This is a genomic window from Streptosporangium sandarakinum, assembly GCF_050942225.1.
Taxonomy (GTDB): domain Bacteria; phylum Actinomycetota; class Actinomycetes; order Streptosporangiales; family Streptosporangiaceae; genus Streptosporangium; species Streptosporangium nondiastaticum.
Map to the genome: position 1 here is coordinate 2883587 of NZ_CP192034.1, position 16832 is coordinate 2900418.

At 71.7% G+C, this 16832-nt stretch carries 16 protein-coding genes and 1 tRNA gene; 7 read left to right on the top strand and 10 right to left on the bottom strand.

Translation table 11 applies throughout. The features are described from left to right. Window positions 1-20: 20 nt before the first annotated feature. Complete coding sequence (locus ACQP10_RS13330; protein WP_179818237.1) at window positions 21-1880, bottom strand: SpoIIE family protein phosphatase; 1860 nt, start codon at window positions 1878-1880, stop codon at window positions 21-23. 174 nt (window positions 1881-2054) lie between these two features. Here ACQP10_RS13330 and ACQP10_RS13335 point away from each other — a divergent pair, with 174 nt between their 5' ends. Then, the gene (locus ACQP10_RS13335) at window positions 2055-2729 is read left to right on the top strand and encodes an ANTAR domain-containing response regulator (RefSeq protein ID WP_346020165.1); all 675 of its coding nucleotides are present in this window, start codon (window positions 2055-2057) and stop codon (window positions 2727-2729) included. 133 nt (window positions 2730-2862) lie between these two features. Here the strand turns inward: ACQP10_RS13335 and ACQP10_RS13340 are convergent, their stop codons facing one another. Continuing rightward, window positions 2863-3234, bottom strand: coding sequence for an STAS domain-containing protein (locus tag ACQP10_RS13340; RefSeq protein WP_179818235.1), 372 nt, complete (start codon window positions 3232-3234; stop codon window positions 2863-2865). A gap of 193 nt (window positions 3235-3427) precedes the next feature. Here ACQP10_RS13340 and ACQP10_RS13345 point away from each other — a divergent pair, with 193 nt between their 5' ends. The 3 genes from ACQP10_RS13345 to ACQP10_RS13355 all read left to right on the top strand — a co-directional run bounded on the left by ACQP10_RS13345 (window position 3428) and on the right by ACQP10_RS13355 (window position 6118). Then, window positions 3428-4204 carry a SigB/SigF/SigG family RNA polymerase sigma factor gene (locus ACQP10_RS13345; protein ID WP_179818234.1) on the top strand — a complete coding sequence of 259 codons (777 nt, stop codon included), beginning with the start codon at window positions 3428-3430 and terminating at the stop codon, window positions 4202-4204. Window positions 4205-4324: 120 nt separating this feature from the next. Beyond that, window positions 4325-4780: an ATP-binding protein gene (locus ACQP10_RS13350; protein ID WP_433541450.1), complete on the top strand. Its 456-nt coding sequence runs from the start codon at window positions 4325-4327 to the stop codon at window positions 4778-4780. 27 nt (window positions 4781-4807) lie between these two features. Further along, window positions 4808-6118 (top strand): NAD(P)/FAD-dependent oxidoreductase, encoded by a 1311-nt coding sequence (locus tag ACQP10_RS13355; protein WP_179818232.1) that lies wholly within the window; start codon window positions 4808-4810, stop codon window positions 6116-6118. Between the two features lie 236 nt (window positions 6119-6354). On the opposite strand, the gene ACQP10_RS13360 is transcribed toward ACQP10_RS13355, so the two are convergent. From ACQP10_RS13360 to ACQP10_RS13375, 4 genes are all read right to left on the bottom strand, one after another. Next, window positions 6355-6537: a hypothetical protein gene (locus tag ACQP10_RS13360; protein WP_346020163.1), complete on the bottom strand. Its 183-nt coding sequence runs from the start codon at window positions 6535-6537 to the stop codon at window positions 6355-6357. A 2-nt stretch (window positions 6538-6539) separates the two neighbouring features. Beyond that, complete coding sequence (locus ACQP10_RS13365) at window positions 6540-7424, bottom strand: hypothetical protein (protein WP_346020162.1); 885 nt, start codon at window positions 7422-7424, stop codon at window positions 6540-6542. Window positions 7425-7429: 5 nt separating this feature from the next. Continuing rightward, window positions 7430-8098, bottom strand: coding sequence for a hypothetical protein (locus tag ACQP10_RS13370; protein ID WP_346020161.1), 669 nt, complete (start codon window positions 8096-8098; stop codon window positions 7430-7432). A gap of 289 nt (window positions 8099-8387) precedes the next feature. After that, window positions 8388-8822, bottom strand: coding sequence for a hypothetical protein (locus ACQP10_RS13375; protein ID WP_346020160.1), 435 nt, complete (start codon window positions 8820-8822; stop codon window positions 8388-8390). A 114-nt stretch (window positions 8823-8936) separates the two neighbouring features. Here ACQP10_RS13375 and ACQP10_RS13380 point away from each other — a divergent pair. Then, window positions 8937-9010, top strand: a tRNA-Pro gene (locus tag ACQP10_RS13380). A gap of 107 nt (window positions 9011-9117) precedes the next feature. Here the strand turns inward: ACQP10_RS13380 and ACQP10_RS13385 are convergent. Further along, a complete protein-coding gene (locus tag ACQP10_RS13385) occupies window positions 9118-9726 on the bottom strand; it encodes a helix-turn-helix domain-containing protein (RefSeq protein WP_346020159.1) in 609 nt (202 codons plus the stop codon). An 87-nt stretch (window positions 9727-9813) separates the two neighbouring features. On the opposite strand from ACQP10_RS13385, the gene ACQP10_RS13390 reads away from it, so the two are divergent. Together ACQP10_RS13390 and ACQP10_RS13395 are read left to right on the top strand one after the other, a co-directional pair. Continuing rightward, window positions 9814-10440: a class I SAM-dependent methyltransferase gene (locus ACQP10_RS13390; RefSeq protein ID WP_346020158.1), complete on the top strand. Its 627-nt coding sequence runs from the start codon at window positions 9814-9816 to the stop codon at window positions 10438-10440. Between the two features lie 41 nt (window positions 10441-10481). Beyond that, window positions 10482-10985: a DinB family protein gene (locus ACQP10_RS13395; protein WP_346020157.1), complete on the top strand. Its 504-nt coding sequence runs from the start codon at window positions 10482-10484 to the stop codon at window positions 10983-10985. A 128-nt stretch (window positions 10986-11113) separates the two neighbouring features. Here ACQP10_RS13395 and ACQP10_RS13400 read toward each other — a convergent pair whose 3' ends face one another. From ACQP10_RS13400 to ACQP10_RS13410, 3 genes are all read right to left on the bottom strand, one after another. Continuing rightward, a complete protein-coding gene (locus ACQP10_RS13400) occupies window positions 11114-11680 on the bottom strand; it encodes a hypothetical protein (protein ID WP_346020156.1) in 567 nt (188 codons plus the stop codon). 228 nt (window positions 11681-11908) lie between these two features. Further along, a complete protein-coding gene (locus ACQP10_RS13405) occupies window positions 11909-13912 on the bottom strand; it encodes a family 43 glycosylhydrolase (protein WP_346020155.1) in 2004 nt (667 codons plus the stop codon). A 289-nt stretch (window positions 13913-14201) separates the two neighbouring features. Then, window positions 14202-15962, bottom strand: a complete 1761-nt coding sequence (locus tag ACQP10_RS13410) for a family 43 glycosylhydrolase (protein ID WP_433541451.1) — start codon at window positions 15960-15962, stop codon at window positions 14202-14204. Between the last annotated feature and the right edge of the window lie 870 nt (window positions 15963-16832).

The following is a 16832-nucleotide window of genomic DNA, read 5'->3' on the forward strand; positions in this document are numbered from 1 at the left end:
AGGTGTTCCGCCGGCCGGGATCACACCGCGCGCAGGGCCAGGATGACGACCTCGTCCCAGACCCGCCCGCCGGAGAAGGCGTTCCGGTCGTCCTCGATCGCCTTGACCACCGTGGCCGGCGCCTGCGCCACCGACCGGGCCAGCACGTCGGCCAGGCGGTCCTCGCCGTACGGCTCGCCCTGCTCGTTCTGGGAGGCGACCAGCCCATCGGAGTAGAACACCAGGGTCTGTCCCCTGGTGAGGGTGATCTCCTCGCCGAACATCTCCGCCTCGGGGTCGATGCCGAGCGGCACCCCGCCGCCGGCGGTGAAGCGCACCCCGCCGTCAGGCTGCAGCAGCGCGGCCGGGTGGTGCCCGGCGCTGGCCAGCCTGATCTTGCGGCCCCGGACGAACCCGGCCGCGGCCATCACGAACATGCCGCTGTTCTGCGCGGTCAGCGCCTGGTTCATCTTGCGCAGGGCCTCGGCCGGCTCGGACTCCCAGACGCTCAGCACGCGCAGGCCGTTGCGGACCATGGCGGTGACCGCCGCGGCCTCCTCGCTCTTGCCCACCGCGCCGCCCAGGGCGAAGCCCCACCCGTCGCGCACCGGGAAGGCGTCGTAGAACTCGGCGCCGACCGAGGAGGAGCCCGCGTGGTAGACCGCCGCGGCCTCGAAGCCCGGGATGTCCGGCAGGGCGCGGGGGACCACGCTGGTGCGCAGCGCCTCGGCGGCCTGGAACCGCGTCTGGAAGTTGCGGCGGGCGCGCAGCGCCAGCCCGAGGTGGACGCCGATCTCCTCCATCAGGCCGAGGTCGGCCAGCGTGAACGGCTCGCGGTCGCGCAGCCGTACCAGGGTCAGCGCGCCCAGCGCGCCCGCCTCGCCCTGGATCGGCACGATCAGCACCGACGCGGCGCCCATGACCCGCAGCAGCGGCGGGCCGCCCGGGACCGACCCGAGCAGCGTGTCGTCCTCCAGCATCTCGTGGACCACGCCCGACCCGCCGGTGAGCACGTGGGCGACGGCCGGCGCGGTCAGCGGGTTCAGCCCCTCGACCACGCGGACCAGCTCGGTCACCGGCTTGTCGCTCGGGCCGAGCACGGTGGCCCGCCGGGGCATGCCGTCCCGGACCACGTCGGCGATCACCCAGTCGGCGGTCTCGGCCGCCAGCAGCCGGGCGGCCCGGGTGACGGTCACCGGCTGGCGCAGGCTCTCCTCGTCGAGCAGCAGGCGGGTCATCCTGGCCAGCAGCTCCTGGCGGCGGGCGGAGGCCAGCATCAGCGAGGCGTCCGACCGGGTCACCGGCCCGGCGGGCGCGGTGGAGACCTGCGTCTCCAGCGGCAGGATCACGACCGCGGTCATCGCCTGCGGCTCACCCGGCATCGTCAGCCGGATCACCGCGAGCTGCACCGTGTGCGCCCGGCCCTGGTGGCTCAGCCGGGTCTGGAACGTCGCGGTCTCGCCGCCGCGCTGCACCGCCGTCAGGTGCGAGCGGAACGCCGCCCGCCGCGAGACGTCCACGAACAGCGGGAAGGAGCGGCCGATCAGGTACCCCGCGGGACTGCCCAGCATCCGGGAGGTCTCCGCGCTGATCCGCCGGACCACCCCGGAGCCGTCCAGCACCACCACGGGGACCGGGAAGGTGCGGAACACCTGCCGCAGCAGCTTCAGCTCGCGCTGCGAGCCGCTCTCCCGCTCCCCGGAGCGGCGGGGCGCCCTGCGCAGCTCGCGCAGGGACGCCTCCAGCAGTTCCCCGGCGGTGTCGAGCTCGGCGAGCGCCGCGTCGAGTGTGGACCGGGGGTCGGCGGGGTAGGCGGACCTGGCCTCACGCAGGGAGGAGACCCTGGTCGTGAGCGCGTTCAGCGCGTGCTCCAGGGCCTGAAGGCCAATGGCGTCGGTCAATGCTCGTCCTCGTCAGCGGCCGTGAGGCGGGTTTCGTCGTAGACGGTACGCCACCCGGTGGGCCGAATCGATGCGCGGTCGGATAGTGGTTAAGTTAGCGACATCGGGAAGGGAAATCGCCCCATGGACATGGTCACACCTGTTCTCGCCCGAGACCTCGCTGCCCTGGGGCGGGTGAGCGAGGAGACATCGAGCGAGAGCGTGCTGCGCGGCCTGACCGCGACCCTGGCGGGCGGGGTGCCCGGCTGCGCGGGCGGGTCCGCCGAGCTGTGGCGCCAGGAACGCCTCGTGGTGTCGGCCTCGCACAGCGAGCTGGTCGTGCTCGTCGACAGCGAGGGCGACCTGGGGGAGGGGCCCTCCACCGAGGCCCGCGGGACCGGCCGCCACGTGATCGTCCAGGACGTCCTGCGCGACTCCCGGTGGCCCGCCTACACCGGCATGGCGGTCCGCTTCGGGGTCCGCTCGATCCTGGCCCTGCCGATCACCATCGAGCGCGCCGTCCTCGTCCTCGGCCTGTACGGCGTGCGGCCCGGCGTGTTCGCGGCCCGCAGCGTCCCGCCGCTGGCCGACATGCTCGCCGAGCAGGTGAACGTGGCCCTGGCCAACATGTGGGACTACGACGAGGTCCGCACCGACGCCGCCCAGATGCAGGAGGCGCTGGCCGGCCGGGCGATCATCGACCAGGCCAAGGGAATCATCATGAAGTCCAGCGGGTGCTCGGCCGAGGCGGCCTTCGACGAGCTGCGCCGCATCTCCCAGCACCACCAGGTGAAGGTGGTGGACCTGGCCCGGCTGCTCGTCGACGAGCACCAGCGCAACCAGCGCAACCGGCACGAGGAGGCCGGCTGACGGCACGGGAACCGGCCGGGGGCGCGTGAGGACCCGCCGGCGGCCCGCCGTACGGCCGCGGGCGTCCCCGGGGCCCTCCGGGCGTCCCGGAGCCGCTTCCCCGGGCAGGGGCGTCTCCGGCCCGCGCCCGGCCTCAGCCGAAGGCGGCGAGCGCGTCGTCGATCGTGTCGTAGAGCGGCAGCCGCTGGGCCAGGCCGGTGATCCACATCACCTTGGTCTTGGCGTACTCCACCCCGATGAGCGCGAACTTCCCGCCCGCGCCGGTGCTGAGCTGCCAGTGGTGGACGATCAGGCCCAGCGCCCGGGAGTCCATGAAGGTCACCCCCGCCAGATCCAGCGCCATGTCAGGGCCGTGCTCGTCGAACTCGGCCGACAGGTAGTCGGCGAACTGGTCCCTGGTCGTCGCGTCCAGCAGGCCCGTCACCCGGATCACGTTGACCCCGTCGGCCAGCGCCGACGTCAGAGTCAGGGCTGACGCTCTCTCGCCGTTCTCCGACACCGTCACTCAGGTCCTCCTCGACATTCGATTAGCAACCTTACTGTTACCTGCGAGCGAGCAATACTCCCGGAATCGGGGTAATACTAGAACCGAGGTCCAGCAGAGGGCCTCGCCTCGAAGACAGGTCGAGGCGATGCCGTCTGCCCGGATACTGCTCCGCGCCGATGGCTTCGCCCGGCAGTTATACCAAGGAGCAGCGATGTCTGTTCAGGCCCTCGAAATCACCGACATGACGGCCGAGGATCTCCTCGCCGAGATGTCCGCCCCCGAGATCTCCGAGTACCGCGCCGAGCGTCTGCGTGAGCGCCTCGTCGAGATGCACCGGCCGCTCGCCATGGAGATCGCCCGCCGTTACCGCTACCGCGGCGAGCCGCTGGAGGACCTCCTCCAGGCCGCCTACGTCGGGCTGATGAAGGCCATCAACGGCTTCGACGCCACCCTCGGCCACCCCTTCCGCGGCTACGCCGTGGTCACCATGACCGGTGAGGTCAAGCGCCACTTCCGCGACCGCACCTGGGCGATCCGCGTCCCCCGCGTCTACCAGGAGCGCCGGGCCGAGCTGAACCGGCTCGTCGCCGACCTGAGCCAGGACCTCGGCCGCGCCCCGACGGTCGCCGAGCTGGCCGCCAAGATGAAGATCTCCGAGGAGGACGTCCTGCTGACCCTGGACGCCTCCGCCGCCTACAGCGCCCTGTCGCTCGACGCCCCCCTCGGCTCCGACGACGACGCGGCCGCGCTGGGCGACGTCATCCCCGACGAGGACGACGCCATGGGCGCGCTCGTGGACCGCGAGGCCGTCAAGCCGCTGATCGACAAGTTGCCGGCCCGGGAGAAGAACATCCTGCTCCTGCGCTTCTTCGGTAACATGACCCAGGCTGAGATCGCGGCGGAGTTCGGTATCTCCCAGATGCACGTTTCCCGTATCCTGCGGAAGGTGCTCGACCAGCTCCGCGCCGAACTGGTGGCGGAATGCTGAATACACCGGTCCGCATCGGGCACCCAAGTCGGCGACGGCGTGGTGTGGCATAGGGTGCTTCTGGATGATCCCCGGATGCTGAGGACGATCGCGCGCTGGGACAGGGGAGGCGGATCTCGCGTGAACGAGGACGGTGCTCGTCCGGCTCGCTTCATGGCGGGTGACGACCGTTCCCGGCCGCGCCCCGACGGAGCCCCCGTGGCCGAGCTCGCCTTCTGCCTGCCCGACCTGCCCGACGTGCGCGACTTCGCCGCCGCCCACGCGCTGCGCGGCGGGATGCGCGAGGAGAACCTGCCCGACTTCCTGGTGGCGGTGAACGAGGTCGCCACCAACGCTGTGACCCATGGCCACACCACGGCCAAGGCCGTGCTGAGAATATGGACCACCGGCCGCGCCCTCGTCGTGGAGATTCACGACGAGGGCCGGTGGTTCCCCACCGAGCCTCCCGGCCAGACGCCCCCCGGCCCGCACGCCACCAGCGGCATGGGGCTGTGGGTGGCCCGAATGGTCAGCCTGGACATGCATTTCAGAACGGGGACGGCGGGAACGTTCATTACCATGACCTTCCCGATTTGAGAGGTTTTTCCGGGTACAAGCCGATTTATGACTGAAGCTCCCCGCATTCTGATCGTCGGCGGCGGATATGTCGGCCTGAACACCGCCCTGCGTCTGCAGCGCAAGCTTCGTCGTGGCGAGGCCCGCATCGCGGTCCTGGACATCGACTCCTATATGACCTACCAGCCGTTCCTGCCGGAGGCGGCGGCCGGCAACATCGAGCCGCGCCACGTCGTCGTCTCCCTGCGCCGGGCCCTGGACAGGTGCGCGATCGTCAACGGCATGGTGACCGGCGTCGATCCCGTGAGCCGTACCGTCGCCCTCCGCCCGCAGCTCGGGCCGGCCCGCGTCATGGAGTACGACATCCTCGTCTACGCGCCGGGGTCGATCTCGCGGCTGCTGCCCATCCCCGGCCTCGCCGAATGCGGGATCGGCTTCAAGAGCCTGGAAGAGGCCATCCACCTGCGCAACCATGTCCTCGGCCAGCTCGACCTGGCCGAGTCGACCAGCGACCCCGAGATCCGCGACAGGGCTCTGACCTTCGTCTTCGTCGGCGGGGGCTACGCCGGCGTCGAGGCGCTCGCCGAGCTGGAGGACATGGCCCGGTACGCCTGCCGCTACTACCGGACGATCGATCGCGGCGACATGCACTGGGTCCTGGTAGAGGCCACCGGTCGCATCCTGCCCGAGGTGGGCCCCGAGATGGGACGCTGGACGCTCCAGGAGCTCCGCGCCCGCGGCATCGACGCGCGGCTGGAGACCCTGATGAAGTCCGCCGAGGGCGGCCACATCGTGCTCAGCGACGGCACCGAGCTCGACTCCGACACCCTGGTGTGGACCGCCGGGGTCAAGCCGAACCCCCTCAACCAGTCCAGCGGCCTGCCGCTCGACGAGCGGGGCAGGATCAGGGCGACCGCCGAGCTGGTCGTCGAGGACCACGGCGGCGTCTTCACCGCCGGGGACTGCGCCGCCGTACCCGACCTCACCAAGCCGGGGGAGATGTGCGCGCCCAACGCCCAGAACGCCGTACGGCAGGCGCGCACGCTGGCCGACAACGTGGTGGCCACGCTCAGGGGCAGGCCGCTGAAGGCCCACCGGCACGCCTACGTCGGCTCGGTGGCCGGTCTGGGGTTCGGCAAGGGGGTCGCGCAGATCTACGGCCGTAAGCTGCACGGGCTGCCCGCCTGGGTCATGCACCGCGCCTACCACCTCACCCGGGTGCCGACCTTCGACAAGAAGATCCGCGTCCTCACCGACTGGACCCTCTCGTTCCCGTTCCGCAGGGAGGTCGTCTCGCTCGGCGCGTTGAGCCGCCCCCGCGAGGAGTTCGAGCGCGCCGCCCGGTCGGGCGCGCGCTGAGGCGCCGTCGGCTGCGTCGGCTCCGTCCGCTGCGCCCTGTGCCGAGGGGCCGCCCGAGCCGAGGGGCCGCCTGTGCCGAGGGGCCGCCCGAGCCGAGAAAAGGGGAGCGTCGGTCGCCCCGAACCGGCTGACGAGAAAAGAGGGGGTGCCGCCCGGGTCGGGCGGCACCCCCTCTCCGTTCGGCCCCGTACGGCCCCGCCTGGCCCTGCCCGGCTGCGCGAGACCGTGGAGCCCGCTCAGTGCCGTCGGCGCCAGGCCTGGCTCCATGCCCCCGGCGTCCCCATCCCCGCCTGGTGCAGCGCGAGGAGGAGCAGCGCCAGCACCAGGAAGGCCGGGCCGCCGACCCCGGCGATCCGGCCGTCGGCCAGGCCGAGCAGCAGGCCGAGGACGAACACGATTGCCGCGGCGATCGCGAACATGGTCACCTCGTCCCGGACGACAGGTTCAGCAGCTGCTCCAGCGTCGCCCGGTAGTCGCGCAGCGCGGTGCGGAGCCGCTCGGTGTCGTGCTCGTCGCCGTCCCACCGCTGCCTGAGCGAGGCCGTCCTGCGTTCCAGGGCGGTCCGCAGCGAGCCGACCAGCTCCTCCAGGAGGGCGTCGGCGCGGGTGACCGAGTCGCGCGGGTCGTCGACGAAACCGACCTGGACCTCCTGCCAGCGCCGCCGGATCCCGTCGGCGTCGTGCTCGAACAGCGGGTCGCCGCCGGTGGGGGAGTGGCCGTTGCCGCGCGCGGGGGAGGGGCCGCCGGGCGCGGGAGAGACCCCATCGGGAGTGGGGGAGGGGACACCGCGTCCGGGAAGGGGCGCACCGTGCGCACCGTGTGCATCGGGCGCGGCGTACGCGGCGGTCACCGGTGAGGGCGCACCGGAGCCGTCGTGCGCGGGATCGGGCCGGCCGGGCCGTACGGCCTCACCGGCGGGGACGCCGGGCCGGTCGGCGGCCTCCGGAGGGCCGGGCGGGTACTCACGCGGGGCGGTCTCTCGGTGGCCGGTCATGTCGTCGTGCCGGTCGGGGGTCTCCCGGTGGCCGGGCGCGTCACCGGGCCGGTCGACGATCACCGTGGTCGGGGCGGTGTCGTCGTCGGCCAGGCCGTCGCGTGCCGGTTCGTCACGGCGGCCGGCGACGAGCCGGTCGCCCGGGAGCACGCCGGCCGGGGAGGCTTCCGCCTGCTCCGGCGGCCCGGCGGGCGCGCCGTCGACGGGCCGGACCGCCCCCTGCCGCGCGGTCTCCTCCCGGACCGTCTCCTCCCGGGTCTCGCCGGTCCCGTGGACCAGCCGATCCTTGATCCGTTCGAGCTTCTCGTTCATCGCGGTCACCGTCCCCGGGTCTCGTGGCGGTCGATCCTGTCCTCGGCGGTCGTGTCCGCCCGGTCCGGTGCGGAACGACCGTCATGGGCGGTGTCCGTCCGGTCCGGCCCGGCGTGCGGTGCGGGACGGTCGCCGTCGGGGCTCCCGGTCGAGAGGAGCTCCTCGAACAGGACGCGGTAGTGCACCATCGCCTGGCGCAGCTCCTCGGTGGACGCCTCGGTGCGGGCCGCGCGGTTGCTGATCTCGTGGGCCTGCCGGTAGTGGTCGAGGGTGCGGCCGTGCTCGACCGACAGGTCCGAGAGCCGCTGCTGGAAGTCGTCGGTCGGGTAGCCCCGCTCCGCCATCACGGACGTCACCAGGTGGTCGGCCTCGGTCACCGCGAACCCGGGGGCGTCCACGAACCGCTCCTGGACCTCCGTCCACTTCCTGGCGTAGGCGTCCCGCGTGCCCGGGTCGAGCGGCCGGATGTCGAGGGAGCTGAAGCGCTGCTCGCGGGCGAGGAGCTCCTGCTCGGCCTCCTGGCGGCTTTCGCGCTCGCGGACGGCGCGGTCGTACTCCGGGCCGAACCGGTCGCGGAGCCGGCGCCTGCGCTGCTGCCCCGTCATGAAGTAGCCGACTGCGATGATCGCCACCACCGCGACCGCGATGACGACCACCCAGATCACGGTGGACATACCTGCCTCCGGTTGTATAGCGGTTGTTCTCGTGCGCTGCCCCCGGGGCAGACCTCGAAACCGCTCGGAGATGTCCGTGACTCACCGTCGATGACAGCTTTGTACGAAGTTCCGGGAAGCTTTGTCCGGCACGAGGATTCCGCCGTCCTCCTGCGGCTTTTCTCCCGGTTCGCCGCCACCGGCCCTTCGGCCTCTTCCGGTGCCGCGCGCCGCCGTCACCGGTCCTCCGGCCTCTCCGGTACCGCGCCGCCACCGGCCCTTCGGCCTTCTCCGGTGCCGCGCGTCGTCGTTACCGGTCCTCCGGCTTCTCCAGCGCCGCGCGGACCTCGGCCAGCAGGCCCTCGACGAGCGACCGCCCCGGAACGGCGGGCACCTCCGCGAACCCCCGTCCCGGCTCGTAGGCGATGTCCAGCCCGCCGGACACCAGCCGGTCCGCCCAGCGCAGCGCGGTGTTGAGCTTCTCCGCCGGGATCGCCCGGCCCTGCGCCGCCGACGACAGGTTCCGCAGGTTCGTCGCCGGGCCCGACTGGCTGTGGGCGCGGTCGAGCTTCCACGGGATCGCGCGGGAGTGGTCGAGCATCGGCTTGGACAACCCCGCCGCCCGCTTGGCCTGCAGGATCCCGGACTCGCTCACCCCGAACCGGGAGGCCAGCTCCGCGTTGGACAGCCCCTCCGCGACCAGCCTCCGCAGCTCCCGCTGGTCGATCACCGCCTTGCGTCCCACCCGTCCCTCGCTTCTCATCCGTCCGCACGCGTACGGCGGGCACCGTCGTGTGCGCATGTCCGCCAGATCTGCGCTAAGGTTATGACGTCCCGCCCGAGAGGGCGCCGGACATACCGGGACGTAGCGCAGCTTGGTAGCGCACTTGACTGGGGGTCAAGGGGTCGCAGGTTCAAATCCTGTCGTCCCGACGGTATTAGGGCAGGTCAGAGCCACAATTCCCAAGACTGGGAATTGTGGCTTTTCTGTTGTTCCACCTGGACGTCACCGAGAGCGGATGCGGAGTCTCCGGCCGAGTTCACCGCCGGCCCCCGCCGTGAGATGACCGATGAGGGCCGGCGCGTACGTGCGAACGCACCCCTTGCGGGCCGAACAGGATGAGAAGCTCGACCACGCCGCCGTCGGCGCCGCCCAGCCAGTGCGGCAGGGACGTGTCGAACTCGGCCGCCTCACCGGGCGGCAACGTCAGGTCGCGCTCGCCGAGCACGAGTCGCAGGTGACCGCTGAGCACGTACAGCCACTCGAAGCCTTCGTGGGTCTGCGGAGTCGGTTCGAGGGGTTCCGGCCGGGCGGGGATGATCATCTTGAACGCGTGTATCCCGCCCGGCCGCCGGGACAGGGGCACGAAGGTCATCCCGAACCGTCTCATCGGCTTGAGGTGTATCCGGGGGTCGCCGGTGTGCGGGGCGCCGACCAGGTCGTCCAGCGGAACGCCGTAGGTACGGGCCAGCGGCAGCAGCAACTCCAGGGTCGCCCGGCGCCGCCCGCTCTCCAGCCGGGAAAGGGTGCTCTCCGAGACGCCGGTCGTCGCCGCGAGGGCGGCGAGAGTGATGCCGCGGTCACGACGCAGCGCACGAAGCCGCGGCCCCACCGCGTCGAGCACGTCGTCGTCCGTCCTGCGATCCACGAGGCCATCTTGCCAGAACCGCAAGTTTCCGTGCCAGAACGCGGTACGCCTGGTGAGACTGGGCGCATCCCGACAGAAGGAGTCTTGATGAGCACCACCGATGCGGTCACGTTCTGGGACGACCTCTACGCGGCCCGGCCGGCGGCCGGCGACCCGCAGCCGAACGCGCGTCTCACCGAGACGGTCGAGGGCCTGCCGCCCGGCGACGCGTTGGACCTCGGATGCGGCGACGGCGGCGACGCGCTATGGCTCGCCGGCCAGGGGTGGCGCGTCACCGCCGCCGATATCTCGGCCGTGGCGGTCGAGCGGCTCGCAGCCCTCGCCCGCTCACGCGGCCTGGGCGACCGGGTCATCGCCCAGCGGCATGACCTGCGCGAGTCCTTCCCACGGGGCGGATTCGACCTGATCTGCGCCCACTACCTGCACACCCCCTTCGACCTGGACAGGGCGACCGTCCTGCGCTCCGCCGCGCACGCGCTGCGTCGGGGTGGGCGGCTGCTGGTCGTCGACCACGGCTCGGCCGCGCCGTGGTCGTGGAACCAGGGTCCCGACGTCCGGTACCCGAGCCCGCGGGAGGTCGCCGCGGGCATCGACCTGGACCCGGCGACGTGGACGGCCGAGCGGGCCGACGCACCCCGCCGGATCGCGACCGGACCGGGAGGGCGCACCGCCGAGGTCACCGACCACGTCCTGCTCATCCGCCGCACCGCCTGATACGGCGACCGGCGCCACCCCGATGAAGAAGGGAGACCACTGTGCCCGGCTCCACGCGCCGCAACCGCCGCGGTGACACCCCGCCGCCCCGGACCGGAGGCGGCGAGACCGAGACCCTGCGCGGATTCCTCGACTACCTCCGGAACTCGGTCGCCGCGAAGGTCGACGGCGCCCCCGAACCACAGGTGCGAACAGCCGCGGTGCCGTCGGGCACGAACCTGCTCGGCCTGCTCAACCACCTGACCTTCGTCGAACGCTCGATGTTCCTCGGGGACGACGTCACCGACTGGCCGGCGACGTTCCAGGCCGCACCGACCGACAGCGTGGCCGATGTCCTCGCCCGTTACAGGGAGACGGTCGAACTGGCGAACCAGGTGCTCGACGGGTGCACCGATCTCGGTGCGCCGATCCCTCGTCGACCGCGGCCGGAACGCCCCGCTCCCAGCGTCCGCTGGGCCCTCACCCACATGATCGAGGAGACCGGCCGTCACGCGGGCCACGCGGACATCCTCCGCGAACTGATCGACGGCGCGACCGGGCGCTGACCCCGAGGGCGCTCGACCGGTCACAGGTCTTCGATTCGGTGATCCGTGGGTCATGGATGCGGCCGGTCTCGGCGACGATGGTGCGCCACCCACCGGCCGTGTGAGGGGTTCCGCGAGACCGGCCGGGCCTAGTTGGTGCAGTCCTGGTTCTTCAGGGCCAGAGTCAACTCGTAGACCTTGCCTCGGTGCGACAGGAAGTAGTACAGGGCCTTCGGGTTGCCGGGAACGCCGGCGACGGGGTAGTTGCCCGTGGTGTCGAGCCGGGGGTAGGCCTTCTTGACCTGCTTCATGGTGGAGCCGACCGTGATGCCCTCGGGCGTCTTGGCGCCCTTGGGCGCTGAGATGAGGGCGACCCCCAGTTTCTTGGAGATGTAGAGGCCCACACTGTCGCGGCCGGTCGGGTGCGCCTTGAGATCCCACCCCGAGCACTGACTCGCGCCGCGCTTTCTTACGATCTTGCGGGTCGCCTCGGCCTGCTTGGGAGTCATCCCGAGCCGCACCCCTCCGTAGCCGTACGGGCCGAACCTGCCGCTCGCACCGGTGGTGGCGTCGGTGGCCGCGCCGGCGGACGTCGCGGCGGCGCTCGCCGCCGTGACGCCGGTCAGTGCCATGCCCGCGGCGAGCGCCGCCGCGATGACCGGGCGTCCCAGCCGGACCAGCTTGTGCTTGCGGTTTCCTCTGTGACCGTTGTTCATGCCGTATTGGAGTGCCGCCCGGCCGGGAAAGTTCGCCGCAGATCGCCAACCGGTCGTCTCAGCGGCACAGGAGGAGGCGAACGGTCATCGTGCCGCCCTTCCCCGCCGCGTGAGGACGGCGGCGCCGGCAGGCCCGGCGGCGGTACGCCACCGGTTCACACCGGCCAGGACCGGCGGCCCCCGGAGGGCGCGGTGCGCGCCCTCCGGGGGCCGCCGTGGGCGATGGTGTCAGGGCGTGGTCAGGTCGAACCGGTTGACGGTGACCGCGCCGCCGAGGGACTGGGTGGCGTAGTTGAAGACGGCGTAGCGGTAGCCCATGAAGAACTGCCAGGCGTTGCCCATCGTGAAGGCCGGCCCGAAGGAGGTGAAGTTCACCCCGTCGGTGCTGTAGGAGAACCTCGCCTGCCGGCCGCTGCCGGGCCGGATGTCGGCGTTGACCCGCAGCCAGATCCGCCCGCCGGAGACCGCGGTGGAGGCGACCTCGGTGCCGGTGGAGGTGGTCTGCCAGCTGCCGTTCATGGTCAGGTTGTTGGTCACGACCAGGCGGGTCTGGCCGTTGTCGCGTCTGACGCCGATCCAGGCCGAGGAGTCGCGGAACATCGCCAGCCCGGCCCGGTCGCCGTCGCGCATCGCCGAGTGGTCCAGCTGGATCGTCGCCGTCGAGGACGGCCCCAGGATGCGGTGGGTGAGGGTGTTGCGCGCCGAGTACAGGTCGTTGGTCACCGTGGCGGTCTGCAGCCGCAGCCCGTTGCCGACGCTGTACCTGGTGGTGTCGGGGTTGTGGTTCCACTCCCACTCCGGGCCGAGCCCGGTGCCGGCGAAGGTGTCGGTCCCGGTGGGGGACTTCACCTGCCGCGGCGGGCGCGGCACGTTGGGGTAGGGGTAGGAGCCGCCCCAGGCGCCGTTCACGGTCTGCACGGTCGGCCAGCCGTCGGAGGTCCAGGTGATCGGCGCCAGTACGGGGATCCGCCCGCCGGGGTAGGCGTCCTGGAAGGCCAGGTAGTACCAGGCGCCGTTCTGGGTCTGCACCAGCCCGCCCTGGTGCGGCACGCCGCCGCCGGAGACCGGGCCGGGCATGTTGAGCAGCACCTGGCGCATCTCGTACGGGCCGAACGGGCCGTTGGTGGACTTCAGCACGTACTGGCCGTTGGCCGGGCGGGTCAGGAAGATGTAGTAGGCGCCGTTGCGCCTGTACATCCGCGACCCCTCCAGCGTGCCCACGCTGGACGGCGTGGAGAACACCTGCTGGCTGCGGACCTCGGTCTTCCCGTCGGCCGACAGCTGGGCCACGCTGATCTGGGTGTTGCCGTAGGCGACGTACATCGTGTCGTTGTCGTCGACCAGCAGCCCTGCGTCGTAGTAGCACTTGTCGATCGTGGTGTGCCGGTTCCACGGGCCCTCGGCGGAGGTGGCGGTGTAGATGTAGGTCTTGCTGAAGTCGACGCAGCCGCCCCAGTAGAAGGTCCTGTTGCTCTTCCGGTAGTTCAGGAACGACGCCCAGATCCCGTTGACGTACGCGCGCCCGCCGTTCAGGTCGTACTTCGACCCGAAGTCCAGCCTGGGCACCGAGTGGCCGGCGTACTCCCAGTCGACCAGGTCGTAGGAGCGCAGGATCGGCGCGCCGGGCGAGTAGTGCATCGTGGAGGCCGAGTAGTAGTAGGTGTCGTCGACCCGGAAGACGTCGATGTCGGCCAGGTCCTGCCACAGCACCGGGTTGGAGAACGTCGGCGACGGCGGCCACGGCCCGCCCGTGGGACCGGTCGACGGGCTGGTGCTGGGCGAGGGGCCGGTGCTGGGGCTGGTGCCGGGCGAGGGGCTGACGGTGCCGCCGCAGACGGTGCCGTTCAGCGCGAAGCTCGTCGGCGCCGGGTTGGACGAGGTCCAGGTGCCGTTGAAGCCGAACGACGCGCTGCCGCCGGTCGCGATCGTGCCGTTGTACTCGGCGTTGGTCACGGTGACCTGGGCGCCGGACTGGACGTGGGTGCCGTTCCACAGCTGGGCGACGGTCTGCCCGGCGGGGAACGACCAGGTCAGCTTCCAGTCGTCGACCGGGTCACCGAGGTTGTCGATCGTCACGTTGGCTCCGAAACCGCCGGACCATTCGTTGGTCACGGTGTAGGTGACCCGGCAGCCCGCGGCGGCGTGGGAGGAGCCGGCCGTCGCGATTCCGAGGGCGCCGAGCGCCACCGCGATCGCGGCCGCGAGCCGGCGCCGATGTCGGCTGAAGCGCATTGATGTCTCCTGGGAGGTGGGGGTCGTCGGGCGATGCGTCAGGAGAGGGTGCAGGCGGCTCCGTTGAGGGTGAACGCGGTGGGCTTGCCGGTGTCGCCGGTGTTGGTGACGGTGGGGTTCTCGGTCGGTCCGGTGTTCCAGGCGTTGACGGTGACGCCGACCCGGCAGGCGCCCGGTTCACCGGGGGACGCCGGGGTGGTGCTGGGCGAGGGGGTGGTGCGGCGGGGCGTGCGCGGTCATCCGTACCGTCCGGTGGCCCGGACGCGCGCGGATCACCGCCCCGCCGCCCTCAGGAGGCGGTGCAGGTGAGGGACGGCGCCGACGGCGCGCCGCCGGCGAGGAAGCCGAACGTCGTGGAGGCGGACGGCTGGAGCGAGCCGTTGTACGAGGCGTTGCTCACCGACACGGCCGAACCGGTGGTGCTCAGCGTGCCGCCCCAGACCTGGCTGACGGTCTGGCCGTCGCCCAGGTTCCACCTGACGGTCCAGCCGTCGATCGCCGAGGCGCCGGCCGTCACCGTGACCTCGCCCTGGTGGCCGCCGGACCACGAGCCGGTGGTGCGGTAGGTGGCGTCGCAGGCGCCGCCGGGGGTGGGCGTGGCCGTCGGTGTGACCGTGGGCGTGATCGTCGGTGTGGGGGTGGGCGTGGCCGTCGGCCCGTCGGAGCCGAACTGCCACCAGTCTACGTTGAACAGGTAGCCGCTCCCGCCGGTGTACCTGAAGTACAGGTCGTGGGTGCCCGTCGCGCCGTTCACCCCGCAGGACACGGTCGTCCAGGACTGCCAGCCGCCGGTGCCCGGGACGGCGCACGTACCGGCCAGGGCGCCGTTGACGCCGTCCAGGCGAAGCTCGATCCTCCCGCCGCCGGACCCCGAGGCGACCCGCGCGGTGAAGGTCTTCGCTCCGGCGCCGAAGGCGACGCCCTTGACCTTGATGTGGTCGCCGTTCTCGATGTACCCGACGTTCATCCCGCCCCCGCTGGAGGGCTCCGTCTCCACGCCGGACTCCCAGGCGATCGTCTCCGCCTCCTGCCGGACGTACGGGTTCAGCGTGTCCACCTGCGGCGCCCCGGTCGCGGTCATGTTGATCACCGGGATCGTGCCGTCGGCGTTGTAGGCGAACCTCTCCACGGCGACCGAGCGGGTGAAGCCGCCGCCGCCCGGCAACGCGCCGTTGTGGTAGAAGAAGTACGAGTTTCCGGCGAAGTCGATGACGCCGGCGTGGTTGGTGAAGCTGCCGCCCTGGGTGGGCATGATCGTTCCCCGGTAGGTCCACGGCCCGGTGGGGCCGGGGGCCGTCGAGTAGGCGATGAACTCGGAGCAACACTTCGCGGCGAACACGTTGTAGTACAGGCCGCCCCGCTTGTAGACCCAGGGCGCCTCTTCGAACAGGGTCGGACGGTTCGCGTCACCGGTGCGGGTGCCGAACCCCGCGGTGGTCAGGGGGATCTTCGTCGGGCTGCCGGAGTACGAGGTCATGTCGGCGTTCAGCTTCACGTACCACAGGTTGGGGTTGCCCCAGTACAGGTAGGCCTGGCCGTTGTCGTCGACGAAGACGGTGGGGTCGATCTCGCCGTTCTCCACCAGCGGGCGTCCGATGGCGTCCTTGAAGGGCCCGGTGGGGCTGTCGGACACCGCCACGCCGATGGCCATCCTGCCGGTCGCCCGGTTCTTCGTGGGCACGTACCAGTAGAACCTGCCGTTCCGGTGGATCGCCTGGCCCGCCCACGCGTCCGCGCCGGCCCAGCTGAAGCTCGACACGCTCAGCGGGGAGCCGTGGTCGGTCCAGTTGACCATGTCCGCCGACGACCAGACCCGCCACTCCTTCATGGTGAAGTACGTCGAACCGTCCTCGTCGTGGCCGGTGTAGAGGTAGACCCGGCCGTTGTGCACCAGCGGCGCCGGGTCGGCGGTGTAGACGGTCTGGACGATCGGGTTGTCCGCCCTGGCGGCGGCGGCCGGAAGCAGCATCATGACGGAGAGCAGGCTCATGATCCAGGCGAGCCCGCGCCTGGACGGGATCCCGCTCGGACCCGGACGTGCGATTCGCATGGGTCTCCTCTTCGGGGGGTGGTCGCTCATGGGAGCCGTCACTCCGGTGCGCCGTCCTCCCGGGAACGGCTCGATCGGTGACGGACCTGAGGGGTGACGGGCCGGGGGCGCGGGAGGTGACGTCCTGCCGGTCGGCGGCCGAGGCGAGGGCCGCCGTGGTGAGGCCCTTCCGGGCCGGAGCCACCGGGGGACCGGTCCGTCCTACAGGGGCGGACCGGTGAATGTTAGCGTTAACATATTTATCGGAGCCAGCCCTTCCTGGGGTGCCGTCGGTTGGTGGCGGTGGTGTCGCGGAGCAAATACGAGGCCGTTGAACCTGTCAAGCCCCGGTGCCCGTTCCCCGTCCCCGCCGATCGCGGTCCGGGTCCTCTTGCTGGGCACGGTCACGCCGGGGCGCTCCCGCGGGGAATGAAACTTTCACGGACGGGCGGCTCACGCGGCGAGCGCGGATCGCTGGGGAGGCGCGCCCACCGGGCCGGCTCGGGCGCGCCTCTCCCGGCGAAGCCGTACCCGGGAGCCTGGAAGGAAGCCTTGACAAGCTCCGGAATGGTTTCGAAACTGACTCCCAGTCGGCCTCCTGCCGGGTCGGCGGTGGAACGGCAGGAGCGCTTCGGCGCGCGGCGTCTTTCCGGCTGGATCGATGTGATCCGGCCGTTTCCCGACATGTGACGACCCCGCGCCGCGGTCCGCCGGTGTCGATCCCGTACACCGTGGACCGCCGGAGCCACGCCGCGCATGCCGCCGGGACCGCGGACGGCGCCCACCTCGCGCCCGCCCCCGGCGGCGGGAAACGCCCGCTCGCCGGCCCGGGCCGGCTCGTCGCCCACCCGTCGCGCCTCACGCCCGTGGACGCGGGACGAACCGCGAATC

What these genes read in the sequence shown, in the direction of transcription:
- ACQP10_RS13345 (WP_179818234.1), top strand. Translation starts at nt 3,428, where the DNA reads ATGTCTGTTCAGGCCCTCGAAATCACCGACATGACGGCCGAGGATCTC.
- ACQP10_RS13355 (WP_179818232.1), top strand. Translation starts at nt 4,808, where the DNA reads ATGACTGAAGCTCCCCGCATTCTGATCGTCGGCGGCGGATATGTCGGC.
- ACQP10_RS13360 (WP_346020163.1), bottom strand. Translation starts at nt 6,537, where the DNA reads ATGTTCGCGATCGCCGCGGCAATCGTGTTCGTCCTCGGCCTGCTGCTC.
- ACQP10_RS13365 (WP_346020162.1), bottom strand. Translation starts at nt 7,424, where the DNA reads ATGAACGAGAAGCTCGAACGGATCAAGGATCGGCTGGTCCACGGGACC.
- ACQP10_RS13370 (WP_346020161.1), bottom strand. Translation starts at nt 8,098, where the DNA reads ATGTCCACCGTGATCTGGGTGGTCGTCATCGCGGTCGCGGTGGTGGCG.
- ACQP10_RS13390 (WP_346020158.1), top strand. Translation starts at nt 9,814, where the DNA reads ATGAGCACCACCGATGCGGTCACGTTCTGGGACGACCTCTACGCGGCC.
- ACQP10_RS13400 (WP_346020156.1), bottom strand. Translation starts at nt 11,680, where the DNA reads ATGAACAACGGTCACAGAGGAAACCGCAAGCACAAGCTGGTCCGGCTG.
- ACQP10_RS13405 (WP_346020155.1), bottom strand. Translation starts at nt 13,912, where the DNA reads ATGCGCTTCAGCCGACATCGGCGCCGGCTCGCGGCCGCGATCGCGGTG.
- ACQP10_RS13410 (WP_433541451.1), bottom strand. Translation starts at nt 15,962, where the DNA reads ATGCGAATCGCACGTCCGGGTCCGAGCGGGATCCCGTCCAGGCGCGGG.